We start from the raw sequence: 20,210 nt of genomic DNA, 5'->3' as shown, positions 1-20,210 counted from the left end.
ACCACCCCTCCTGTCAGCTGTCCGATGGGTGAGACACCCACACTAGCCCGTCGGGTGACGCTTTCGACATACCCACCCGCCGAGAACTTCGGATTCAGTGAGATCGAGACGTCCAGACAACGAATTTCATCGATTCAAGCTTGCCAGACAGTCGAGGCGCGGTGCAGAGTGGGGGCGTGGCCAGTCGTAGCGCAGACTCCAGGACCGGGAACGGATCGGCACCAGCGGTCGATGCCGTCTCCCTCGCAATCATCGAGCAGCTCCAGGAGGACGGCCGCCGGCCGTACGCAGCGATCGGAAAGGCCGTGGGCCTTTCCGAAGCCGCCGTGCGCCAGCGCGTCCAGAAGCTGCTCGACCAGGGCGTGATGCAGATCGTCGCCGTCACCGACCCGCTCACCGTGGGACTGCGGCGCCAGGCGATGGTCGGCATCAACGTCGAGGGCGACCTCGACCCCGTGGCCGAGGCCCTGTCGGCCATGGACGAGTGCGAGTACGTGGTGATGACCGCGGGCTCCTTCGACCTCATGGTGGAGATCGTCTGCGAGGACGACGACCACCTGCTGGAGACGATCAACAAACGCATCCGGGCCATTCCCGGAGTGCGCTCCACCGAAAGCTTCGTCTACCTCAAGCTCAAGAAGCAGACCTATATGTGGGGAACCCGATAGCCGTGAGCAAGGACCTCAGCCGCACCGCGTACGACCACCTGTGGATGCACTTCACCCGCATGTCGGACTACGAGAACGCGCCCGTTCCCACCATCGTGCGTGGCGAGGGCACCTACATCTACGACGACCAGGGCAAGCGCTACCTCGACGGCCTCTCAGGACTGTTCGTCGTCAACGCCGGACACGGCCGTCACGAGCTGGCCGAGACGGCGTACAAGCAGGCGCAGCAGCTGGCGTTCTTCCCGGTGTGGTCCTACGCCCACCCCAACGCGATCGAACTCGCCGAGCGCCTCGCCCACCACGCTCCGGGCGACCTCAACAAGGTCTTCTTCACCACCGGCGGCGGCGAGGCCGTGGAGACGGCCTGGAAGCTGGCCAAGCAGTACTTCAAGCTCACGGGCAAGCCGACCAAGTACAAGGTCATCTCACGCGCCGTCGCGTATCACGGCACCCCCCAGGGCGCGCTGTCCATCACCGGCCTGCCGGCTCTCAAGGCGCCCTTCGAGCCGCTGGTCCCCGGCGCGCACAAGGTGCCGAACACCAACATCTACCGCGCCCCCCTCCACGGTGACGACCCCGAGGCCTTCGGCCGCTGGGCCGCCGACCAGATCGAGCAGGAGATCCTCTTCGAGGGCGCGGACACCGTCGCCGCGGTCTTCCTGGAGCCGGTGCAGAACGCCGGCGGCTGCTTCCCGCCGCCGCCCGGCTACTTCCAGCGCGTGCGCGAGATCTGCGACCGGCACGACGTGCTGCTCGTCTCCGACGAGGTCATCTGCGCGTTCGGCCGCCTCGGCACGATGTTCGCCTGCGACAAGTTCGGCTACGTACCGGACATGATCACCTGCGCCAAGGGCATGACATCGGGCTACTCCCCCATCGGCGCCTGCGTCGTCTCCGACCGGCTGGCCGAGCCGTTCTACGAGGGTGACAACACCTTCCTGCACGGCTACACCTTCGGCGGCCACCCGGTCTCCGCCGCGGTCGCTCTCGCCAACCTCGACATCTTCGAGCGCGAAGGCCTCAACCAGCACGTCCTGGACAACGAGAACGCGTTCCTGACGACGCTGCAGAAGCTGCACGACCTGCCGATCGTCGGCGACGTACGCGGCAACGGCTTCTTCTACGGCATCGAGCTGGTGAAGGACAAGGCCACCAAGGAGACCTTCACCGACGAGGAGACCGAGCGCGTCCTGTACGGCTTCCTCTCGGGGGCGCTGTACGAGAACGGCCTCTACTGCCGGGCCGACGACCGCGGCGACCCGGTCGTCCAGCTCGCACCGCCGCTCATCTCCGACCAGTCCACCTTCGACGAGATCGAGGGCATTCTGCGCCGTGTCCTCACCGAGGCCTGGGCGAAGCTCTGACAGGCCCCCGACCCCGCCGACTGCCGCCGGCTGCCGCTGACAGGGCCCGGCAGTCATTTCATACGCTCCACATGACCCGGATGCACCCGTTCGAGTGAGAAGGGAGCATCCGGGCCGCGTACTGTCCCGACACCCCGCTCCAGCTGCCTAGCGTGCCGAGTGACCGATCAGCCTCTTTTTCGTTGTATCCGTCCCCCCGAGCGGGGGACAGGAAAACTGATCCGAACCGAGGTGTACGCCATGGTGGCCCCGCCCGACAACGACGTGATCTGGGCACGTTCCCTGCACCACTCCCACAACGGATCGCCGGGGCTCGGCGGTGTCTCCCTCGGTGTCCGCGACGGCGAGATCCTCGCCGTGACCGGCCCCCGCGGGAGCGGGAAGACGACGCTGCTGCACTGCCTGTCCGGCCAGCTGGTGCCCGAGCAGGGCGAGGTCTGGTTCAACAGCGTGCCTGTGCACACCATGGGCCCCCGCCTGCGCGAGCAGCTCCGCCGGGACAGATTCGGCTGGATCGCGGCCGAGCCGCAGCTCGTGCCCGAGCTCAGCACCTGGGAGAACGCCGCCCTGCCACTGCTGCTGCGCGGCGTCTCGCACCGGGTGGCGAAGAAGGCCGCCACCGAGTGGCTGGAGCGCCTGGACATCGGCCCGCTCGCCCAGAAGCGGCCGCACACCCTGCTCCAGGCCCAGCGCCAGCGGATCTCCGTGGCCCGTGCGCTGGCCGCCTCGCCCTCCGTGATCTTCGCCGACGAGCCGACCGCGACGCTGCGCCACGCCGAGCGCACACAGCTCCTGCGCACCCTCACCACGGCGGCCAGGTCCCACGGCATCACCGTGGTGCTCGCCACCCACGACGCGGAGGTCGCCGCACTCGCCGACCGTGTGATCGGCATGCTGGACGGCCGCCGTGTCACCACCGTCTCCCTGCCCGCCGCGTCCGATACGGAAGGCCGCTCGGCGTGCTCGCTCTCCGTCTGACCCGCGGCTCGCACCCCCTGGTCCTGATGCGGCGTCTGCTGCTCGCCGCCGCGTCGGCGGGGGTCGGCTTCCTGCTCCTGTGCACGCTGGGGTACGCCTCCGGGCACCCGGCGCGGGCGTCGGAGTCCGTGCTGCGGCTGCTGTGGTGCGCCGTCCCGCTCGCCGCGACCGTCCAGTTCGCGGTGGCGGTCGCGCGTACGGATCCGAGCACCCGCCCGCGGCCCGGGCTGTTCGCCGCCGGCCTCGGCCCCGCCCGTCTCTCCGCTCTGGCGGCGATCTCGACGGCGGTGTCCACCACGCTGGGCTCGGTGGTGGCGCTGCTCTTCTTCCTGCATCTGCGCGGCGATCTGACCGGGCTGCCGTTCGACGGCGAAGGGGCCGAGTTCCTGGGCGCGGGCACCCCGCTGCCCCTCGCCGCGGCGCTCACGCTGCTGGCCGTGGCGCCGCTGGCCTCCTCCGCGGCCGGCGGACTCGCGCTGCGCTCCAGGCCGGTCGCACCGTCCGAGACCCAGGAGTCGGAGGAGGACCTCGCGCCCGCCCCGGTACCGAAGGGGCTGCCCTGGGGCGTCGCGCTCACCGCGGCCGGACTCGCGGTCGAGGCGTACACGAGCCGGGGCTCGGCGGGCGACCCGTTCCCGCTGCCCGGCCGGCTCGACTCCACCCCGGGCGCCGTGCTCGTGGGCTGGACCCTCACCGCGATCGGCCTGGCCATGGCGGGGCCCGGCCTCACCCATCTGTGCGGACGGCTGCTCCAGGCGATGCGCCCCGGGGCCGTACGGCTGCTGGCGGGCCGGGTCCTGATGGACGAGGCGTGCCGGATCGGCCGCCCGCTGGGCATCGTGTGCGCGGTGCTCTCCGGGGTGCTCGCGGGCTCCGTGCTCTACACCGGCGGTGAGCGCCCCTTCGGCCCGCTCACCGCGCTCGGCGCCGTACTCGTACTCGGCTGCACCACGGCGACCCTGCTGACCACCGCGCTGGAGGCCAGGCAGGCTCGCGCGCGTACGGCTGGAACTCTCCTGCGGCTCGGCGCCCCGGCCTCCGCGCTGCGCCGCGCGGCCGCCCTGCGGGCGCTGGTGCTGCTGGCCGTCTTCGCACCGTTGACCTGGGCCATCGCCGAGCTGGCGGCGCTGCCTCTGACGGGGTGACAGCCCTCGGCGGTGCAGGTGCCGAGAGTGGTTCACCCGTCGGAGCGGTGCACCCGCCGAGAGCGGTGCACGCGTCGAGAACGGCCCACGCGCCGAGAGCTGATCACCTACCGAGAAGTGCCGCCAGCCGGTCGTACGTCCCGTCCCAGCCCCACCGGGCACGCACCCACTCCCGTCCCCGCTCGCCCATGGCCGCGGCGCTCGCGCCGTCCCTCAGGAGTCCGACGAGCAGCGAGGCGATCGCGGGCACGTCCCGGCCGTCGACGACGCGGCCCGTCTCCCCGTCGCGTACGGCGTCGGGCGCCCCGCCCGAGTCCCCGGCGACGACGGGCAGTCCGGCGGCGGCCGCCTCCAGGAAGACGATGCCGAGCCCCTCCACCTCCAGGCCCGCCCTTCGGGTGCGGCACGGCATCGCGAAGACGTCGGCCGCCGCGAAGAATCCGGGCATGGCGGCATGCGGCTGCCCGCCCGCGAGGATCACGGAGCCCCCGGCACCGGTGGCCCCGGCCAGGCGTCGCAGGGTGCGTTCGTGGGGGCCGTCCCCGACCAGCAGGAGCACCGCCCCTGGTACGGCGCGGCGCACCGCGGGCAGCGCACGGATCAGCACGTCCTGCCCCTTGCGGGGGACGAGCCTGGCGGCACAGAGGATCACGGGCCGCTCGCCGAGCCCGTACCGCGCCCGGACGCCTCCGGGGTCACCTCCGGGTCCGGGCGGGACACGGAACGCGTCGCTGTCGACGCCCGGTACCAGACGCACCATGCGGCTCGCCGCCGCCGGTCCGAGCGCGGCGGCGATCGGCGCGCGCGTGGCCGCGCCGAGGTAGGTGACGGTGTCGGTTCTGTCCCCGATCCGGCGAAGGAGCGCGCGGGTGCCCGGTGTTCTGGCCCACCACACCTCATGTCCGTGCGTGGTGGCGACGATCCGGCGCGCCCCCGCCTCCCGGCGCAGCCGGTCCGCCATCAGCCCGAGCGGTGCGGCGGCCCCGAACCACACGCTGTCGCAGCGGTGGTGGCGGGCGAGCGCCACAGCCCGTGCGGCGACGCGCGCAGTCGGCAGCAGAGTCCCGGCCGGGTCTCGGATCACGGGGTAGGGCAGGGTCGCGTCGTGGCCGGCGGACCCCGGCTCGGCGGAGGTGTACACGACGACGGAGTCGGCGGGGAAGCGGCTGGTCATCGCGTGGACGAAGGTCTCGATGCCTCCCCGGCGCGGCGGGAAGTCGTTCGTGATGACAAGGGTGCGGGTCATCGGGAGACCTCCTTCGCCGCGGCCCTGCCGGGCGCCGTATGTGCCGCCCACACCGCGAGGACCAGCGGGTACACGAGGTAACCGAACCGGCTGGCGGGTATGAACCCGATGGCCACGAGCAGTCCGAGCGCGAGCCGCAGCGCGGCGGCGGACGCGGTCGCCGGAGGCCGCACGAACAGGGACACGACCATCGCGAGCGCGCCCGCCGCGAGCAGGACGAGCGCCACACCACGGCCACCGGGCAGATGCTCCGCGATGAGGTGGCCGGGGAAGGGACTCGCCGCTGCGGACACGGTGTCGGTCAGACCGAGAGGAAAGGCCACGGCATGGGTGGCAAAGGCCCCCGCGTCCCACAGGACGGCCGGCAGGACCAGCGCCACCGCTGCCCCCAGGGCCGTCGCACCGCACCGCAGCGCGGCCCGTGTGCCGAGGCGGAGAGGCTCCCCCTTCCTGCGGTTCAGGACCACCAGCAGGGCCAGGGCCACCGGGAGCGCCGGCCACGCCGTCCATTTGAGTGCCGCCGCGAGGCCGAGTACGAGCCCCGCGCGGCCCGTCTCACCACGGCCCGCGGCCGCCAGCCCCAGGCACATCAGACCGACCACGGGCAGGTCGACCCCGCCGACGGCGAGCGGCAGCGCGACGACGGGGCAGGCCGCGATGCACAGGAGCGGCAGCCGGCGTGCGGAGAGTGCCAGCGCGCCGAGGAACGCCGCGCCCGTCCACAGCCGGGGGTCGGTGAACGGGCTGCCGCCCGACAGGGCGTCAGGGATTCCGAAGACGGACATGCCCGGCAGGTACGGGTTGAAGTCCGCGCTCCCGACGGGACGAGGCAGATACGGGCTGCCGGTGGACAGCAGCAGAGAGGCGGAGCGCGAGATCACATCGACCTCCAACTGCGCCCGGCCCGCGATGAGAAGGACCAGCAGGGGCAACGCCACGGCTCCGGCCGCCGCCACCGCACGCGCCGTCGAATTACGGGCTCCGCCGCCCCTCGCGGACAGCAGCGCCGCCGCCGTGTATCCGACCGCCGCCGACGCGCCCCACACACGGTGCGGGGTGAGCGTGGAGAGGCACGCGAGCGCGAGGGCCGCGAGCGCGCAGACCGTCCACCACCACGCACCACCGACGGCGGTGCCCGTCTCCGCCCGGGTACGTTCCCTGACGGGACACACGGGCTCACTGAGAACCGCTGGTCTGCTCATGGAAGCGAGGCTAGAAAGCCCCAGGTCACAGCGCGTCACACCAGGATTGGGTCCTCTCCCTCAACCCGTGGCATGACACCGCTGCGGGATATCCACCCGCGCTCCGATGCGATCGCGGCCCCTCCTGCAGAAGAATCGCCCCCATGAACAGCACGACCCCCGACCCCGGGCCCACCCTGACCGGACGCGTGCGGTGGCGACTGCGCCGCTGGACGGCCGCGCCCGCGTATCCCCGGCTGACGGGCGGCGTCCTGACCGCGGTCGCCGTCGTGGAGCTGGTCCTCGTGCCGGGTGCGGTGAGCACGGCGCTCGGCGTGCTGGTGTGCACCCTGTCCCTGATGTGGCGCCGCGCCCACCCCGCCGTCGGCTTCCTGACCGTCGGTGCGGCGCTGCTCAGCTTCGCGACCGACGGCAACATGGCGTACGCGACGGTCGTCGGCACACTCATGGGCAGCTACACCCTGGGGCGCCACCGGGTGCAGCACCCCGCGCTGCTGGTGATCTGCGGGGCGCTCGCGTCGCTCACCGTGAATCTCGTGCACATCGACCGCTGGACGCGGGACGGGTCGCCGGGTCTGCCCGTGCTCCAGGGCAGCGACCGCTTCACCCTGGGGCTCTACGCGGAGACGCTGGTGCTGACCGTGGTGATACTGGGCGCGGTGAGCATGGGGGACGCGGTGCGTTCCCGGGAGGAGACCCGCCACGAGCGGGCGGCAGCGCAGTCCAGGCTCCTCATGATGGAGCGCCGCCAGGCGGCCGAGACGGAAAGGGCGACCATCGCCAGGGAGTTGCACGACATGATCGCCCACTCGGTGTCCATGATCGCGGTGCAGGCCGAGAGCGCCACGTATACGACGGCGGAGCTCCCAGAACCGGCCCGCGACGCCTTCCAGCAGATAGCCGGCACCGCCCGTTCCTCGATGGCGGAGCTGCGCCGGCTGCTCGGCGTGCTGCGGGCGGGCACCTCGGCGGCGGCGCTGCGGAGTCCGCAGCCGTCGCTGGCTGGTCTTGAGGATCTCGTGGAGCAGCACCGCGCGGTGGGAGGCTCCGCAGAGCTGCGTGTCATCGGCGAGCGGACGGAACTCCCCGCGTCCTGGGAGCTGTCGGCGTACCGGATCGTCCAGGAGGCGCTGACCAACGCGCGCCGTCACGCCCCCGGCGCGCACACCGTGGTGGAGATCGACTACCGGCCGGGCGTCCTGTCGGTCCGGGTCAGTGACGACGGTCCCGGGCCGTCGGAGACCGAGCCGGACGGCCGCAGCCACGGACTGGTGGGCATGGGCGAACGGGCCGCGCTGCTGGGCGGCAGACTCACGGCGGGGCGGGGCCCGGCAGGTGGCTTTCTCGTGGAGGCGGAACTCCCTTGGTGATCAGGGTGCTCGTCGCCGACGACCAGGCGGTCGTGCGGACCGGTTTCGTCGGACTGCTCAACACCCAGCCCGACATCGAGGTGGTGGCCGAGGCGGAGGACGGCGCCGAGGCCATCCGCAGAGCGGCCGAGCTCTCACCCGACCTGGTGCTGCTGGACATACGGATGCCCGGGGTCAACGGCATCGAGGCGGCGCGCGAGATCGTCGCGGCATCCGGCGGGGGCACCAGGGCGCTGATGCTGACGACGTTCGATCTCGACGAGTACGTCTACGACGCCCTCGCGGCCGGGGCCGGCGGGTTCCTCCTCAAGGACGCGACGTTCGCCGAACTGCTGCACGCCGTGCGGGTCGTGGCGGACGGCCGTGCGCTGCTGGCTCCCGAGGTGACGCAACGGCTGATCGCGGAGTTCGTGCGGCACCGGCCCGGGACGGGACCGCACCCCGGTGTGGAGGGGCTCACCGCCCGCGAGGCGGAGGTGCTCGTCCTTATCGCCCGCGGACTGTCGAACACCGATATCGCGGAACGTCTCGCCATCACGGATCACACGGTCAAGACCCACATCAACCGGCTCTTCGCGAAGATGGGGCTCCGGGACAGGGCGCAGGCGGTGATCCTGGCGTACGAGCTGGGCCTGGTGGTCGCGGGCCGGGAGAACCACCGGCGCTGAGGAGGTCGTCCGGCCGGGGCAGAACCGGCGATGCTGTCACAGCCGGGGCAGCGCCGACGGTGCTGTCACGGCCCCGGCGGTAGCGGCGGGACGGTCAGGGCAGGACCGTCAGGGCAGGACCGTCAGGGCAGGACCGTCAGGGCAGGACCGGCGGGAGGACCACCGTCTCGGCCGGGTCGAACGTCACACCGACGGCGGCCCCCTCCTCCGGGGTGTCCCGCAGACCGCACTCCGCCTCCAGGGGCGGCGCGTCGACCGGGTGCAGGATGACGGTGACATGGTGGCCGCGGAAGGTGCGTACGCCCACGGTGCAGCGCAGGCCGTCCTTCGGGCCGCCGATCCGGACGCCGCCCGGCCGCACCAGCAGCTCGCACGCGCCCTGGGGAGAGTCGTCGGGCACCGGCACCTTGCCCCAGACGGTGTCGGCGGCCGTGCCCGTCACCGTGGCGTCCACCAGGTTGTCGAAGCCGAGGAAGCGGGCGACGAACGCCGAAGCTGGCTGCTGCCAGACCTCCAGCGGGGTGCCGGCCTGGGCGATGCGGCCGTCCCGCATGACCACGACCCGGTCGGCGAGCGCGAAGGCCTCACCCTGGTCATGGGTGACGGCCAGCACCGTCGTACCCAGCCGGCCGAAGAGCGTGCGCAGTTCGACGACGAGCCGCTCGCGCAGGCTGCGGTCCAGCTGGCCCAGGGGTTCGTCCAGCATCAGCAGCTTGGGACGGGGTGCCAGGGCGCGGGCGAGCGCGACCCGCTGCTGTTCGCCGCCGGACAGGGCCGCGACGGCCCGCCGCTCCGCCCCCGGCAGACCGACCAGGTCCAGGAGTTCACCGGCCCTGCGGTCGCGCTCGGCGCGCGGGACGCCGTGCATCCGCAGTCCGAAGGCGACATTGGCGCCGACGTCCCGATGCGGGAACAGCTGGTGGTCCTGGAACATCAGGCCGAGCCCGCGCCGGTGCACGGGCAGGGACGCCTGGTCGGCGCCGTCCAGGAGCACCCGCCCGCCGTCCAGGGGCTGGAGCCCGGCCACGGCCCGCAGCAGCGTCGACTTACCGCTGCCGCTCGGCCCCAGCACACACACGATCTCGTGGTCCTCGACGTCCAGGTCCACCGCGTCCAGCGCGGTCCGCTTCCCGAACCTGACCGTCGCCGACTCCACTGCCAGCATCTCTAGAACTCCCCGGATCGGTCGGTGCGGATACGTTCGAGCACGAGCAGCGACACCGCGCAGACGAGCATCAGAATCGTGCTGAGGGCCATCGCCTGGCCGTAGTTGAGCTCACCGGAACGCCCCAGCAGCCTGGCGACGGCGACCGGCAGGGTGGGGTTGTCGGGGCGTGCGATGAACACGGTCGCGCCGAACTCACCGAGCGACACGGCGAAGGCGAATCCGGCGGCCACCAGCAGCGCCCGCCGCACCAGCGGGAGATCGACCTCCCGCCAGGCCCGCAGTGGCGAGGCCCCGAGCACCGTCGCGGCCTCGCGCAGCCGTTCGTCGACCGCGCGCAGGACGGGAAGCATGGTCCGTACGACGAAGGGGACGCCCACCAGTGCCTGTGCGAGCGGCACGAGGATCCATGACGTACGCAGGTCGAGCGGAGGCTTGTCCAGCGTGATGAGGAAGCCGAAGCCGACGGTGACCGCCGACACCCCGAGCGGCAGCATCAGCAGGGCGTCGAAGCCCCTCACCAGCCTGCCGGCCCGCCGGGTCAGCGCGGCGGCCGCGAGGCCCCCGATCACCAGGGCGATGAGGGTCGCGACCAGCGCGTAGCGCAGGGAGTTGCCGATGGCGTCGAGCGGCGGGACCAGGAAGGTGGAACCGTTGGCACCTGCGGACCGCAGCGCGCGGTAGAAGTCGAGTCCGTAGCCGCCCGGGGTGTCCAGCGAGCGTTCCACCAGCACACCGAGCGGCAGCAGGATGAGGAGCAGCACGCTCAGCAGTACGCCGCCGAGCAGCGCCCGCTGGCCGGCTCCGCGGGGCGGCCGTGCGGTCTGCGCCGGGTCGACGAGCTTCAGGGCCGTCTCCCGTCGCCGTACGGTCCAGGCGTGGACGGCGAGGATCCCGCCGACCGCCGCGAACTGCACCAGCGTCAGCACGGCGGCCGTCGGCAGATCGAGCAGCTGGGCGGTCTGCCGGTAGATCTCCACCTCCAGCGTGGAGTAGGCCGGGCCGCCGAGGATCTGGACGACACCGAAGGAGGTGAAGGTGAAGAGGAAGACCATGAGCCCCGCCGCGGCGACGGCCGGCGCCAGCGCGGGCAGCGTCACTCGCCGCCAGGCGGCGATGCGGCCGGCCCCGAGCATCCGGGCGGCTTCCTCCTGGCGGGGGTCGAGCTGGGACCAGAGGCCGCCGACGGTCCGTACGACGACCGCGTAGTTGAAGAACACATGGGCGAGCAGGATCGCCCACACGCTCGTGTCGAGCCTGACCCCCCAGAGCTCGTCGAGGAACCCGCCGCGTCCCAGCAGCGCCAGGAACGCCGTACCCACGACGACGGTCGGCAGGACGAACGGCACGGTCACGACGGCCCGCAGCAGCTGTTTGCCGGGGAATTCGAAGCGGGCGAACACATAGGCGCCGGGCAGTGCGATCAACAGGGTGAGCGCGGTCGAGGCGAGGGCCTGCCAGGTGGTGAACCAGAGGACGCCGAGGATGTCGGACCGGCCCAGCACCGCGCCGATCCGGCCGAACTGCCAGTCTCCGTCGGCCTTCAGCCCCCGGCCGATGATCGAGACGACCGGGTAGGCGAAGAACAGGCCGAAGAACGCGACGGGCACGGCCATGAGGCCGAGCCGCACCGCGTTCCCGCGTGCGTTCCCGCGCCCCGCGTTTCCCCGGCGAGCGGGCCGCGCGGCTACTTCACGACGAGCGAGGACCACGACTGGACCCACTGCTCACGGTTCTTGGCGATCTTCTCGGGGGCCACGGTCGCCGGCTTGTCGATGGTCGCTCCGTACTCCGTGAAGAGCTTCGGCAGCTTCGCGTCCTTCACCACCGGGTTCACGAACATGTTCAGCGGCATGTCCTCCTGGAAACGCTTGCTGATCAGGAAGTCCAGCAGCGCCTTTCCACCCGCCTCGTTCTTCGCGCCGTCCAGCAGGCCGGCGAACTCGATCTGGCGGAAGCAGGTGCCGGTGGCGACGCCGGTCGGGGCCTCGGTCGGCTTCGGATCGGCGTACTCCACCTCGACGGGCGGGCTGGAGGCGTAGGAGACGACGAGCGGCCGGTCGGCCTTGGCCTTCCTGCCGCCCGCGGAACCGGAGAACTCCTCGTTGTAGGCCTGCTCCCAGCCGTCGACGACCTTGACGCCGTTGCTCTTCAGCTTCTTCCAGTAGTCCTGGTAGCCGCTCTCGCCCTGGGTGGCGACCGTGCCGAGGAGGAAGGCGAGTCCGGGCGACGACGTCGCGGCGTTCTCGGTGACCAGGAGGTTCTTGTACGCGGGCTTCAGCAGGTCGTCGAAGGTCTTCGGCGGGTCGAGCTTCTTGTCGTCGAAGTACTTCTTGTCGTAGTTGACGCAGATGTCGCCGGTGTCGACGGGCGTGACCCGGTGCTTGTCCGCGTCGAGCCGGGTGTCGGCGTCGACCCGGTCAAGACCCTTCGCCTCGTACGGCGTGAACAGGTCGTTGTCCAGGGCGCGGGAGAGCAGGGTGTTGTCGGCGCCGAAGAACACATCGCCGCGCGGGGATCCCTTGGTCAGGATCTCCTGGTTGAGCGCCGCTCCGGCGTCCCCGCTCTTGAGCACCTTGACCGTGTAACCGGTCTCCTTCGTGAACGCCTTCAGGACGGCGTCCGAGGCGTTGAACGAGTCATGGCTGACAAGCGTGACAGTCTTGGAGCCGGCCCCCGTGTTGCCGGAAGCCTTGTCGTCGGAGCCGCCGCAGCCCGCGAGTGTGCTGACGCCGAGAGCGGCGGCGAGCGCCGTCGCCGCGTACTTCGTCGTGGTGTTCATGATGATTTCCTCCTGGAGGTGACCAGGAAGAGACGCGGCCCCGCCCGCTCGGTGAGCGGGCAGGGCGCAACAGCTTGAGTAAGGTCCGAACTTCCTACCCGGAATGACCCGGGCGAGGTTCAGAGGGTCTGCGGCCGACCTGTACTCGGTGCCGCACTCTCAGCGCTGTGGCGCTCCCCTGTCGGAATATGAAGTTGATTTCCGGGCCAGGCTACACCGGCCGGATCACGCCGGACCGGCCGGATCACGTACGCCCGGACCGCCTCAGCGCTCGGACGCCGCCAGCTGCCCGCAGGCCCCGTCGATCTCCTGGCCGCGGGTGTCCCGGACGGTGACCGGCACACCATGGGCGGCGATGGCCTCCACGAACGCCTTCTCGTCCTCGGGCCGCGAAGCGGTCCACTTGGAGCCGGGGGTCGGGTTCAGCGGGATGAGGTTGACGTGTACCCGCTTGCCCTTGAGCAGCCGGCCGAGCCGGTCGCCCCGCCAGGCCTGGTCGTTGATGTCGCGGATCAGCGCGTACTCGATGGAGATACGGCGACCGGACTTCTCCGAGTACTCCCACGCGGCGTCCAGGACCTCGCGGACCTTCCAGCGGGTGTTCACGGGAACGAGGGTGTCGCGCAGCTCGTCGTCCGGGGCGTGCAGCGAGACCGCGAGACGGCACTTGAAGCCCTCGTCGGCGAAGCGCAGCATCGCCGGCACCAGACCCACCGTGGACACCGTGATCCCGCGCTGCGAGAGCCCCAGGCCGTCCGGCTCGGGGTCCGTCAGCCGGCGGATGGCCCCGACCACGCGCTTGTAGTTGGCCAGCGGCTCGCCCATGCCCATGAAGACGATGTTGGACAGCCGCGCGGGCCCGCCAGGCACCTCACCGTCGCGCAGGGCACGCATGCCGTCCACGATCTGGTGCACGATCTCGGCGGTCGACAGGTTGCGGTCGAGTCCCGCCTGCCCGGTCGCGCAGAACGGGCAGTTCATCCCGCAGCCCGCCTGGGACGAGATGCACATGGTCACCCGGTCCGGATACCGCATGAGGACGGACTCGACGAGCGTGCCGTCGTGCAGCTTCCACAGCGTCTTACGGGTGGTGTCGTCGTCGCAGCTGATGTGGCGCATCACCGACATCAGGTCGGGGAACATCGCCTCGGCGAGCTTGTCCCGCGACGCGGCCGGAATGTTGGTCCACTCCGCCGGGTCGTGGGCGTACCGCGTGAAGTAGTGCTGTGACAGCTGCTTGGCACGGAAGGGCTTCTCGCCGGTCGCGGCGACTGCTTCCTTGCGCTCGTCGGGTGTGAGGTCGGCGAGGTGCCGCGGCGGCCGCTTGGCTCCACGGGGCGCGACAAACTGGAGTTCTCCGGGCTTAGGCATGGTTCTTCCAGTGTCGCAGACGTACGAGCAAGCCCGACCGGGCACCTCAGCGGCTACCCCGCGGGCGTGATCAGCCGGATCCGACGAACAGCACGAGCAGCAGCCATACGACCGGGGCGCTCGGCAGGAGCGAGTCGAGCCGGTCCATGATGCCGCCGTGGCCGGGCAGCAGCGTGCCCATGTCCTTGATCCCGAGGTCCCGCTTGATCATGGACTCGCCGAGGTCCCCCAGCGTGGCGCTGGCGGCGACGGCGAGGCCCATCAGCAGACCCTGCCACCAGCTCCCGTCGTCGATCAGGAACTCCATGCACAGGGCGCCGGCGACCATCGCGAAGGCGACCGCGCCGATCAGGCCCTCGCGGGTCTTCCCGGGGCTGATGCGGGGTGCCAGCTTGTGCGTCCCGAAGCGCCAGCCGACGGCGTAGGCGCCTGTGTCGCTGACCACGGTCAGCAGGAGGAAGGTCAGCACACGCCAGGCACCGTCGTCGGCGGTGAGCATCATCGCGACGAACGTGGCCAGGAACGGGACGTAGAACACGGCGAAGACACCCGCCGTGACGTCCTTGAGGTAGCCCTCCGGGGGCTCCGTCATCCGCCAGACGAGCACCGCGAGGGCCGTCAGCGCCATGGCGACCCAGGCCCCCTCGGCCTCCCGCACATAGCCGGCGACCACCATCGCGGCACCACCGACGGCGAGGGGCACCAGCGGGGCGTTGATGCCCTTGCGCTCCTTGAGCCGGGAGGTGAGCTCCCACAGACCGACCACCACCGCCAGCACGATCACACCGACGAAGACGGCCTTGACGATGAAGAGGGAGCCGACGACGAGAGCGCCGAGGCCGACACCGACCCCTATGGCGGCGCGCAGGTCACGCCCGGCGCGCTTCTTGGGCGGCGGTGTGGACGGCAGCGGGGTGGACATGGGCTCCTGCGGCTTCTCGTCACGGAACAGGGGGCCGCTGACGCGCGCGGCGTCCCCCCTCCGGTCGTCGCGGTCGTCAGCGTCTCTACCTGCGTCGGGAGCGTCCGGCACGATGGGCATGGGCCGAGTCTGCTGGGCGCCGTGCACATCGTATGCAGGACCCGCCGGAGCGCGCCCCATCTCGGGTGCGCCCCCGTAGCCGGTTCCCTGCGGGGCGCCCCAGGAAGAGTCGTTCATCAGACTTCGAGCAGCTCGGCTTCCTTGTGCTTGAGCAGCTCGTCCACCTGCGCGACGTACTTCGCGGTGGTGTCGTCGAGCTCCTTCTCCGCACGGCGGACCTCGTCCTCGCCGGACTCCTTGTCCTTGACGAGCTTGTCGAGCGACTCCTTGGCCTTGCGGCGGATGGAGCGGATCGAGATCTTGGAGTCCTCGGCCTTGGCCTTGGCGACCTTGATGTACTCCTTGCGACGGTCCTGCGTGAGCTCCGGGAACGTCACACGGATGATGTTGCCGTCGTTGCTCGGGTTGACGCCGAGGTCGGAGTCACGGATCGCCTGCTCGATGTTGCGCAGCGCGGTCTTGTCGAACGGGGTCACCACCGCCATGCGCGGCTCGGGAACCGAGAACGAGGCGAGCTGGTTGATCGGGGTCAGCGCGCCGTAGTAGTCGGCGACGATCTTGTTGAACATCGCCGGGTGCGCACGGCCGGTACGGATCGCGGCGAAGTCCTCTTTCGCGACCACGACGGCCTTCTCCATCTTCTCCTCGGCCTCGAGGAGGATTTCTTCGATCACCACGTGCTCCTGTGCGTCTTGAGCGGACCCGGAATCGTCGGGTCCTGCGGATCCTGCGTCGCGTCCTCACCTGCACGGTGTCCGACCGGCAGGCCGTTGTCCATCTTCTGGGCCGTCAGGCCCGGGTGCTCCGGTCACTCACCAGTGTGCCGATCTTCTCACCCTTGACCGCGCGGGCGATATTGCCCTCCAGGGTCAGTTCGAAGACGAGGATGGGGAGCTGGTTGTCACGGCAGAGCGTGATGGCGGTGGCGTCGGCGACCTTGAGGTCCCTGGCGATCACCTCGCCGTACTCCAGGGCGTCGAACTTCACCGCGTCGGGGTTGGCCTTCGGGTCGGAGTCGTAGACCCCGTCCACTCCGTTCTTCCCCATCAGCAGCGCCTCGGCGTCGATCTCCAGGGCGCGCTGGGCCGCGGTCGTGTCGGTGGAGAAGTACGGCATCCCCATGCCGGCACCGAAGATCACGACGCGCCCCTTCTCCAGGTGCCGCACGGCACGGAGCGGGATGTACGGCTCCGCGACCTGGCCCATGGTGATGGCTGTCTGGACGCGTGAGTCGATGCCTTCCTTCTCCAGGAAGTCCTGCAGCGCCAGGCAGTTCATGACGGTGCCGAGCATGCCCATGTAGTCGGACCGCGCCCGGTCCATGCCGCGCTGCTGGAGCTCGGCGCCACGGAAGAAGTTACCGCCGCCGATGACGATCGCGATCTCCGCTCCGTCGCGTACGACCGCGGCGATCTCGCGCGCGATGGCGTGCACGACATCGGGGTCGACTCCGAGGCCTCCGCCACCGGCGAAGGCCTCGCCGGAAAGCTTCAGCATGAAACGGCCGGAAATCGTACCGTCGTCGCGCTTGTGGTCACCCTGTGTGGCGTCCGCGCCCTTGTTCATGGAGATTCTCCTCGTGCACATACGAAGAAGGCCATTGCCGGTGGGTCTGCTGTCCCTCAGCGGCAATGGCCTCCTCGTCAGATCTGCGGTCGTCCGGCTGAGTGCGGCCGTCGACTGCACCAGACCCTATCGGGGTCCACCGTTGTTCGCGGACGGACTCAGATGCCGACCTTGATACGCGCGAAGCGCGTCAGGCTGACACCGGCCTCGTCCAGGACCTTCTGGACGGACTTCTTGCTGTCCTTCGCGAAGGCCTGCTCGAGCACGACGATGTCCTTGAAGAAACCGTTGACGCGACCCTCGACGATCTTCGGGAGGGCGGCCTCGGGCTTGCCCTCCTCGCGCGAGGTGGCCTCGGCGACGCGGCGCTCGTTCTCGACCGTCTCGGCCGGGACCTCGTCGCGGTTGAGGTACTTCGGGGCGAAGGCGGCGATGTGCTGCGCGACGTCCTTGGCGACCTCGGCGTTCTCCTTGTCCAGCTGGACGAGGACGCCGACCTGCGGCGGGAGGTCGGGCATGGTGCGGTGCATGTACGCGGCCACGTAACCGCCGGTGAACTGCGCGAAGCGGTCCAGGACGATCTTCTCGCCGAGGTTGGCGTTGGCCTCGTCCACGTACGCCTGGACGGTCTTGCCGGACTCGATCTCCGAGGCGAGGAGCGCCTCCAGGTCGGCCGGGGAGGTCGCGGCGACGTGCGCGGCGAGCGTGTTGGCGACGTTCTGGAACTTCTCGCCCTTGGCGACGAAGTCCGTCTCGCACTTCAGCTCGACCAGGACGCCGGACGTCTTGTCGTCGGAGATGAGGGAGACGACGGCACCGTTCTCGGCGGAACGGCCCTCGCGCTTGGCGACGCCCTTCTGGCCCTTGATACGGAGCGCCTCGACGGCGCCGTCGACGTTGCCGTCGGCCTCGTCGAGCGCCTTCTTGCAGTCCATCATGCCGGCGCCGGTGAGCTCGCGGAGCTTCTTGACGTCAGCGGCGGTGTAGTTCGCCATGAGTCTGTTTCTCTCTCGAAGTCTGAAAGATCTACGGGTGAACGGCGGGGGCGGTGCCGTGCACCGGCCCCCGCCGTCATTCAGCCGTGACTGACGGGTGTCAGGCCTGCTCGTCCGTGGCCGGGGCCTCGGCGGCCGGGGTGGCCTCCTCGGCGGCGGGGGCCTCGGCGGCGGGTGCCTCGGCCTGCTCGGCGGCGACGGCGTCCGGCTTGGCGTCCTCGTCGGCGTCCTTCTCGGTCTCGACCGAGGACTGGACCTCGGCGGCGCCCTCGGCGTCCGCCTTCTTGTCGCCCGCGAGCAGGTCACGCTCCCACTCGGCGAGGGGCTCGCCGGCGGCCTTCTCGCCCGGCTTCGAGTCACCGGTGGCCGCACCGGAACGGGCGATGAGGCCCTCGGCGACGGCGTCGGCGATCACGCGGGTGAGCAGGGTGACGGAGCGGATCGCGTCGTCGTTGCCCGGAATCTTGTAGTCGACCTCGTCGGGGTCGCAGTTGGTGTCGAGGATCGCGACGACCGGGATGTGGAGCTTGCGCGCCTCACCGACGGCGATGTGCTCCTTCTTGGTGTCGACGATCCAGACGGCGCTCGGCACCTTCTGCATCTCGCGGATACCACCGAGGGTCTTCTCCAGCTTGGCCTTCTCGCGCGAGAGGACCAGGAGCTCCTTCTTGGTGAGGCCGGAGGCGGCCACGTCCTCGAAGTCGATGAGCTCGAGCTCCTTCAGACGCTGAAGGCGCTTGTAGACGGTGGAGAAGTTGGTGAGCATGCCACCGAGCCAACGCTGGTTGACGTACGGCATGCCGACGCGCGTCGCCTGCTCGGCGATGGCCTCCTGAGCCTGCTTCTTCGTACCCACGAACATGATGGAGCCGCCGTGGGCGACGGTCTCCTTGACGAACTCGTAGGCGCGGTCGATGTACGACAGCGACTGGAGCAGGTCGATGATGTAGATGCCGTTGCGCTCGGTGAAGATGAAGCGCTTCATCTTCGGGTTCCAGCGACGGGTCTGGTGACCGAAGTGGACGCCGCTTTCCAGCAGCTCCCGCATCGTGACGACGGCCATGGCCGTACTCCTTGAGGTGCTCGGTTGTCGCGACCGCAGGATTGCTGTCGCGCCTGACGCCCCGACGCGCCGTGCCACAAGGGACCGAGGAGCGCGGCCACCGTCCGCAGAGAGGGTGGTGGCGGGGCGTGCGAAGTCGACCCGGTGACCCGGATCGCCAGAAGAAGTGTACGGGACCCGCAAGGTGCAGGGTGACGGCGATGTCCACAACCCGTCCGTCGTCCACAGATCCGGACCATGATCCCCGCGGAACGGGCCTCCGGGGAGATCGTTGCGCCATGCGCCGCCCACCTGGAATGACCACCGTGCAGCCGGCCGCTGTGCTGCCGCCCGCTTTAGTGCCGGCCGCTGTGCTGCCGCCCCCCGTACTGCCGAGCGCCGTGCTCCTCGCCGTGCCGCTGGCCGTCCTGCTCGCGATCCTGTTGGGAGCGGCCTCCGCCCGGGCGGCGACGGGAGCTCCGCCGTGGAGTGCGCCCGGCGGTGACCGCGTCTGGCCGCTCGCGGGCCGGCCCCTGGTCGTACGGGGCTGGGAGCCGCCCGAAGGTCCCTACGGTCCTGGCCACCGCGGGGTCGACCTCTCCGCGCCGCCGGGCACCCCGGTGCGGGCGGCCGCCCCCGGCCGGGTCGCCTTCGCGGGACCGGTGGCCGGGCGCGGGGTGCTCTCCGTCGATGTGGCGGGGAGCGGGGATCCGCCACTGCGCTTCACGTACGAGCCGGTGCGGGCGCGGGTCACCCAGGGCGAGAAGGTGGCCGCGGGGGAGATCGTGGGTGTGACCGAACCCGGGCCGTCCCACTGCGCCTCGGGCTGTCTGCACTGGGGACTGCGGCGCGGGGACGTCTATCTGGATCCGCTGTCACTGCTTCCTCCGTCACTGCTGCGACGGGGCCCCTCCAGGCTGCTGCCGGTGTTCGGTGTGCCGCTCCCCGATGCGGAAGGGAGGCGGACTCAGCCCCGCACGCCGCGCAGGATCATGGCCACGGCTGTGTCCGCCACGATGCCCGGCTCCTCGGCCGCGCCCAGCTCGATCCTTCGGACCGCCGCGTCGACGGAGCCCTGCAGCAGCATGGCCGCCAGCCTCGGCTCGCTGTGGCCCAGATCGACAAGGGCCTCGACGATCATGGCGATCAGACCGCCGTGCGCGGCGCGGATCTTCTCCCGGGCGCCCGCGTCCAGCTCGCTCGCGGAGATCGCCACGACCGCGCGGTGCCGCCGGTCGCCGACCAGGTCGAGCTGCCGGCGGACATAGGCCTCGATCTTCGCCTCGGGCGTACCGGCACGTTGCATCGCGTTCTCGACCTCGGCGGCCCAGACGGGGAAGTCGACGGCGCAGAGCTCCTCGACGACGGCCGCGCGAGAGCGGAAGTACTCATAGACGGAGGACCTGGCGAGGCCCGTGCGCTCGGCGAGGGCGGGGAAGGTCAACGCCTCCGTACCACCCTCGGACAGCAGGGAGCGCGCGGCGTCCAGGAGGGCGCCGCGCTGCATGGTCCGGTGCTCGGCCACGGAGGCCGCTCGAATCCTGGGCACCCCTCCACTCTACGGCGGCGCCGGTCCGAAGGAAGGCCCGCGTCCGCGTCCGAGTGG

General features: G+C 70.8%; 18 protein-coding genes, 1 pseudogene and 1 riboswitch. Of the genes and pseudogenes, 7 read left to right on the top strand and 12 right to left on the bottom strand.

Annotated elements, in window-relative coordinates:
* Window positions 1-176: 176 nt before the first annotated feature.
* The 4 genes from AB0C75_RS16810 (at window position 177) to AB0C75_RS16795 (ending at window position 4,155) form a co-directional block, all read left to right on the top strand.
* On the top strand, window positions 177-668 hold the full coding sequence (locus AB0C75_RS16810; protein ID WP_362891365.1) for an Lrp/AsnC family transcriptional regulator: 492 nt from the start codon (window positions 177-179) through the stop codon (window positions 666-668).
* Entirely contained in the window at window positions 653-2,032 is a 1,380-nt protein-coding gene (locus AB0C75_RS16805) for an aspartate aminotransferase family protein (protein ID WP_362891363.1), read from the top strand. The genes AB0C75_RS16810 and AB0C75_RS16805 overlap by 16 nt, the downstream gene beginning before the upstream one ends.
* Window positions 2,033-2,272: 240 nt before the next feature.
* Complete coding sequence (locus AB0C75_RS16800) at window positions 2,273-3,010, top strand: ABC transporter ATP-binding protein (protein WP_362891361.1); 738 nt, start codon at window positions 2,273-2,275, stop codon at window positions 3,008-3,010.
* Entirely contained in the window at window positions 2,992-4,155 is a 1,164-nt protein-coding gene (locus tag AB0C75_RS16795; RefSeq protein WP_362891359.1) for a hypothetical protein, read from the top strand. The genes AB0C75_RS16800 and AB0C75_RS16795 overlap by 19 nt, the downstream gene beginning before the upstream one ends.
* Window positions 4,156-4,258: 103 nt before the next feature.
* On the opposite strand, the gene AB0C75_RS16790 is transcribed toward AB0C75_RS16795, so the two are convergent.
* Both AB0C75_RS16790 and AB0C75_RS16785 read right to left on the bottom strand, forming a co-directional pair.
* The gene (locus tag AB0C75_RS16790; RefSeq protein ID WP_362891357.1) at window positions 4,259-5,401 is read right to left on the bottom strand and encodes a glycosyltransferase family 4 protein; all 1,143 of its coding nucleotides are present in this window, start codon (window positions 5,399-5,401) and stop codon (window positions 4,259-4,261) included.
* Window positions 5,398-6,603: a glycosyltransferase 87 family protein gene (locus tag AB0C75_RS16785; protein ID WP_362891355.1), complete on the bottom strand. Its 1,206-nt coding sequence runs from the start codon at window positions 6,601-6,603 to the stop codon at window positions 5,398-5,400. Before AB0C75_RS16785 ends, AB0C75_RS16790 begins: the two co-directional genes overlap by 4 nt.
* A gap of 143 nt (window positions 6,604-6,746) precedes the next feature.
* Here AB0C75_RS16785 and AB0C75_RS16780 point away from each other — a divergent pair, with 143 nt between their 5' ends.
* Both AB0C75_RS16780 and AB0C75_RS16775 read left to right on the top strand, forming a co-directional pair.
* A complete protein-coding gene (locus AB0C75_RS16780; protein WP_362891353.1) occupies window positions 6,747-7,973 on the top strand; it encodes a sensor histidine kinase in 1,227 nt (408 codons plus the stop codon).
* Window positions 7,967-8,641: a response regulator transcription factor gene (locus AB0C75_RS16775; RefSeq protein ID WP_362891351.1), complete on the top strand. Its 675-nt coding sequence runs from the start codon at window positions 7,967-7,969 to the stop codon at window positions 8,639-8,641. The genes AB0C75_RS16780 and AB0C75_RS16775 overlap by 7 nt, the downstream gene beginning before the upstream one ends.
* A 136-nt stretch (window positions 8,642-8,777) precedes the next feature.
* Here AB0C75_RS16775 and AB0C75_RS16770 read toward each other — a convergent pair whose 3' ends face one another.
* The 9 genes from AB0C75_RS16770 to rpsB all read right to left on the bottom strand — a co-directional run bounded on the left by AB0C75_RS16770 (window position 8,778) and on the right by rpsB (window position 18,625).
* Complete coding sequence (locus AB0C75_RS16770; protein WP_362891349.1) at window positions 8,778-9,806, bottom strand: ABC transporter ATP-binding protein; 1,029 nt, start codon at window positions 9,804-9,806, stop codon at window positions 8,778-8,780.
* A 2-nt stretch (window positions 9,807-9,808) separates the two neighbouring features.
* Window positions 9,809-11,422 (bottom strand): iron ABC transporter permease, encoded by a 1,614-nt coding sequence (locus AB0C75_RS16765; RefSeq protein WP_362891347.1) that lies wholly within the window; start codon window positions 11,420-11,422, stop codon window positions 9,809-9,811.
* A 71-nt stretch (window positions 11,423-11,493) separates the two neighbouring features.
* A complete protein-coding gene (locus tag AB0C75_RS16760; protein ID WP_362891345.1) occupies window positions 11,494-12,588 on the bottom strand; it encodes a thiamine ABC transporter substrate-binding protein in 1,095 nt (364 codons plus the stop codon).
* Window positions 12,589-12,661: 73 nt separating this feature from the next.
* A riboswitch (TPP riboswitch) is annotated at window positions 12,662-12,778 on the bottom strand.
* 74 nt (window positions 12,779-12,852) lie between these two features.
* On the bottom strand, window positions 12,853-13,959 hold the full coding sequence (gene rlmN, locus AB0C75_RS16755; RefSeq protein WP_362891343.1) for a 23S rRNA (adenine(2503)-C(2))-methyltransferase RlmN: 1,107 nt from the start codon (window positions 13,957-13,959) through the stop codon (window positions 12,853-12,855).
* 70 nt (window positions 13,960-14,029) lie between these two features.
* Window positions 14,030-15,118, bottom strand: coding sequence for a phosphatidate cytidylyltransferase (locus AB0C75_RS16750; RefSeq protein WP_362891341.1), 1,089 nt, complete (start codon window positions 15,116-15,118; stop codon window positions 14,030-14,032).
* On the bottom strand, window positions 15,118-15,675 hold the full coding sequence (gene frr / locus AB0C75_RS16745; RefSeq protein ID WP_362891339.1) for a ribosome recycling factor: 558 nt from the start codon (window positions 15,673-15,675) through the stop codon (window positions 15,118-15,120). Before frr ends, AB0C75_RS16750 begins: the two co-directional genes overlap by 1 nt.
* A gap of 115 nt (window positions 15,676-15,790) precedes the next feature.
* Window positions 15,791-16,567, bottom strand: a complete 777-nt coding sequence (gene pyrH, locus AB0C75_RS16740; protein WP_362891337.1) for a UMP kinase — start codon at window positions 16,565-16,567, stop codon at window positions 15,791-15,793.
* A gap of 158 nt (window positions 16,568-16,725) precedes the next feature.
* A complete protein-coding gene (gene tsf / locus AB0C75_RS16735; RefSeq protein ID WP_362891335.1) occupies window positions 16,726-17,562 on the bottom strand; it encodes a translation elongation factor Ts in 837 nt (278 codons plus the stop codon).
* Window positions 17,563-17,662: 100 nt separating this feature from the next.
* Window positions 17,663-18,625, bottom strand: coding sequence for a 30S ribosomal protein S2 (gene rpsB, locus AB0C75_RS16730; protein ID WP_362891333.1), 963 nt, complete (start codon window positions 18,623-18,625; stop codon window positions 17,663-17,665).
* A gap of 479 nt (window positions 18,626-19,104) precedes the next feature.
* Here rpsB and AB0C75_RS16725 point away from each other — a divergent pair.
* A pseudogene (locus AB0C75_RS16725) lies at window positions 19,105-19,557 on the top strand (M23 family metallopeptidase); the annotation flags it as partial.
* 14 nt (window positions 19,558-19,571) lie between these two features.
* On the opposite strand, the gene AB0C75_RS16720 reads toward AB0C75_RS16725, so the two are convergent.
* The gene (locus AB0C75_RS16720) at window positions 19,572-20,129 is read right to left on the bottom strand and encodes a helix-turn-helix domain-containing protein (RefSeq protein ID WP_362891525.1); all 558 of its coding nucleotides are present in this window, start codon (window positions 20,127-20,129) and stop codon (window positions 19,572-19,574) included.
* Window positions 20,130-20,210: the final 81 nt, after the last annotated feature.

This window comes from Streptomyces sp. NPDC048565, from assembly GCF_040650935.1.
Classification (GTDB): domain Bacteria; phylum Actinomycetota; class Actinomycetes; order Streptomycetales; family Streptomycetaceae; genus Streptomyces.
This window is presented reverse-complemented; position numbering and strand designations above follow the sequence as displayed.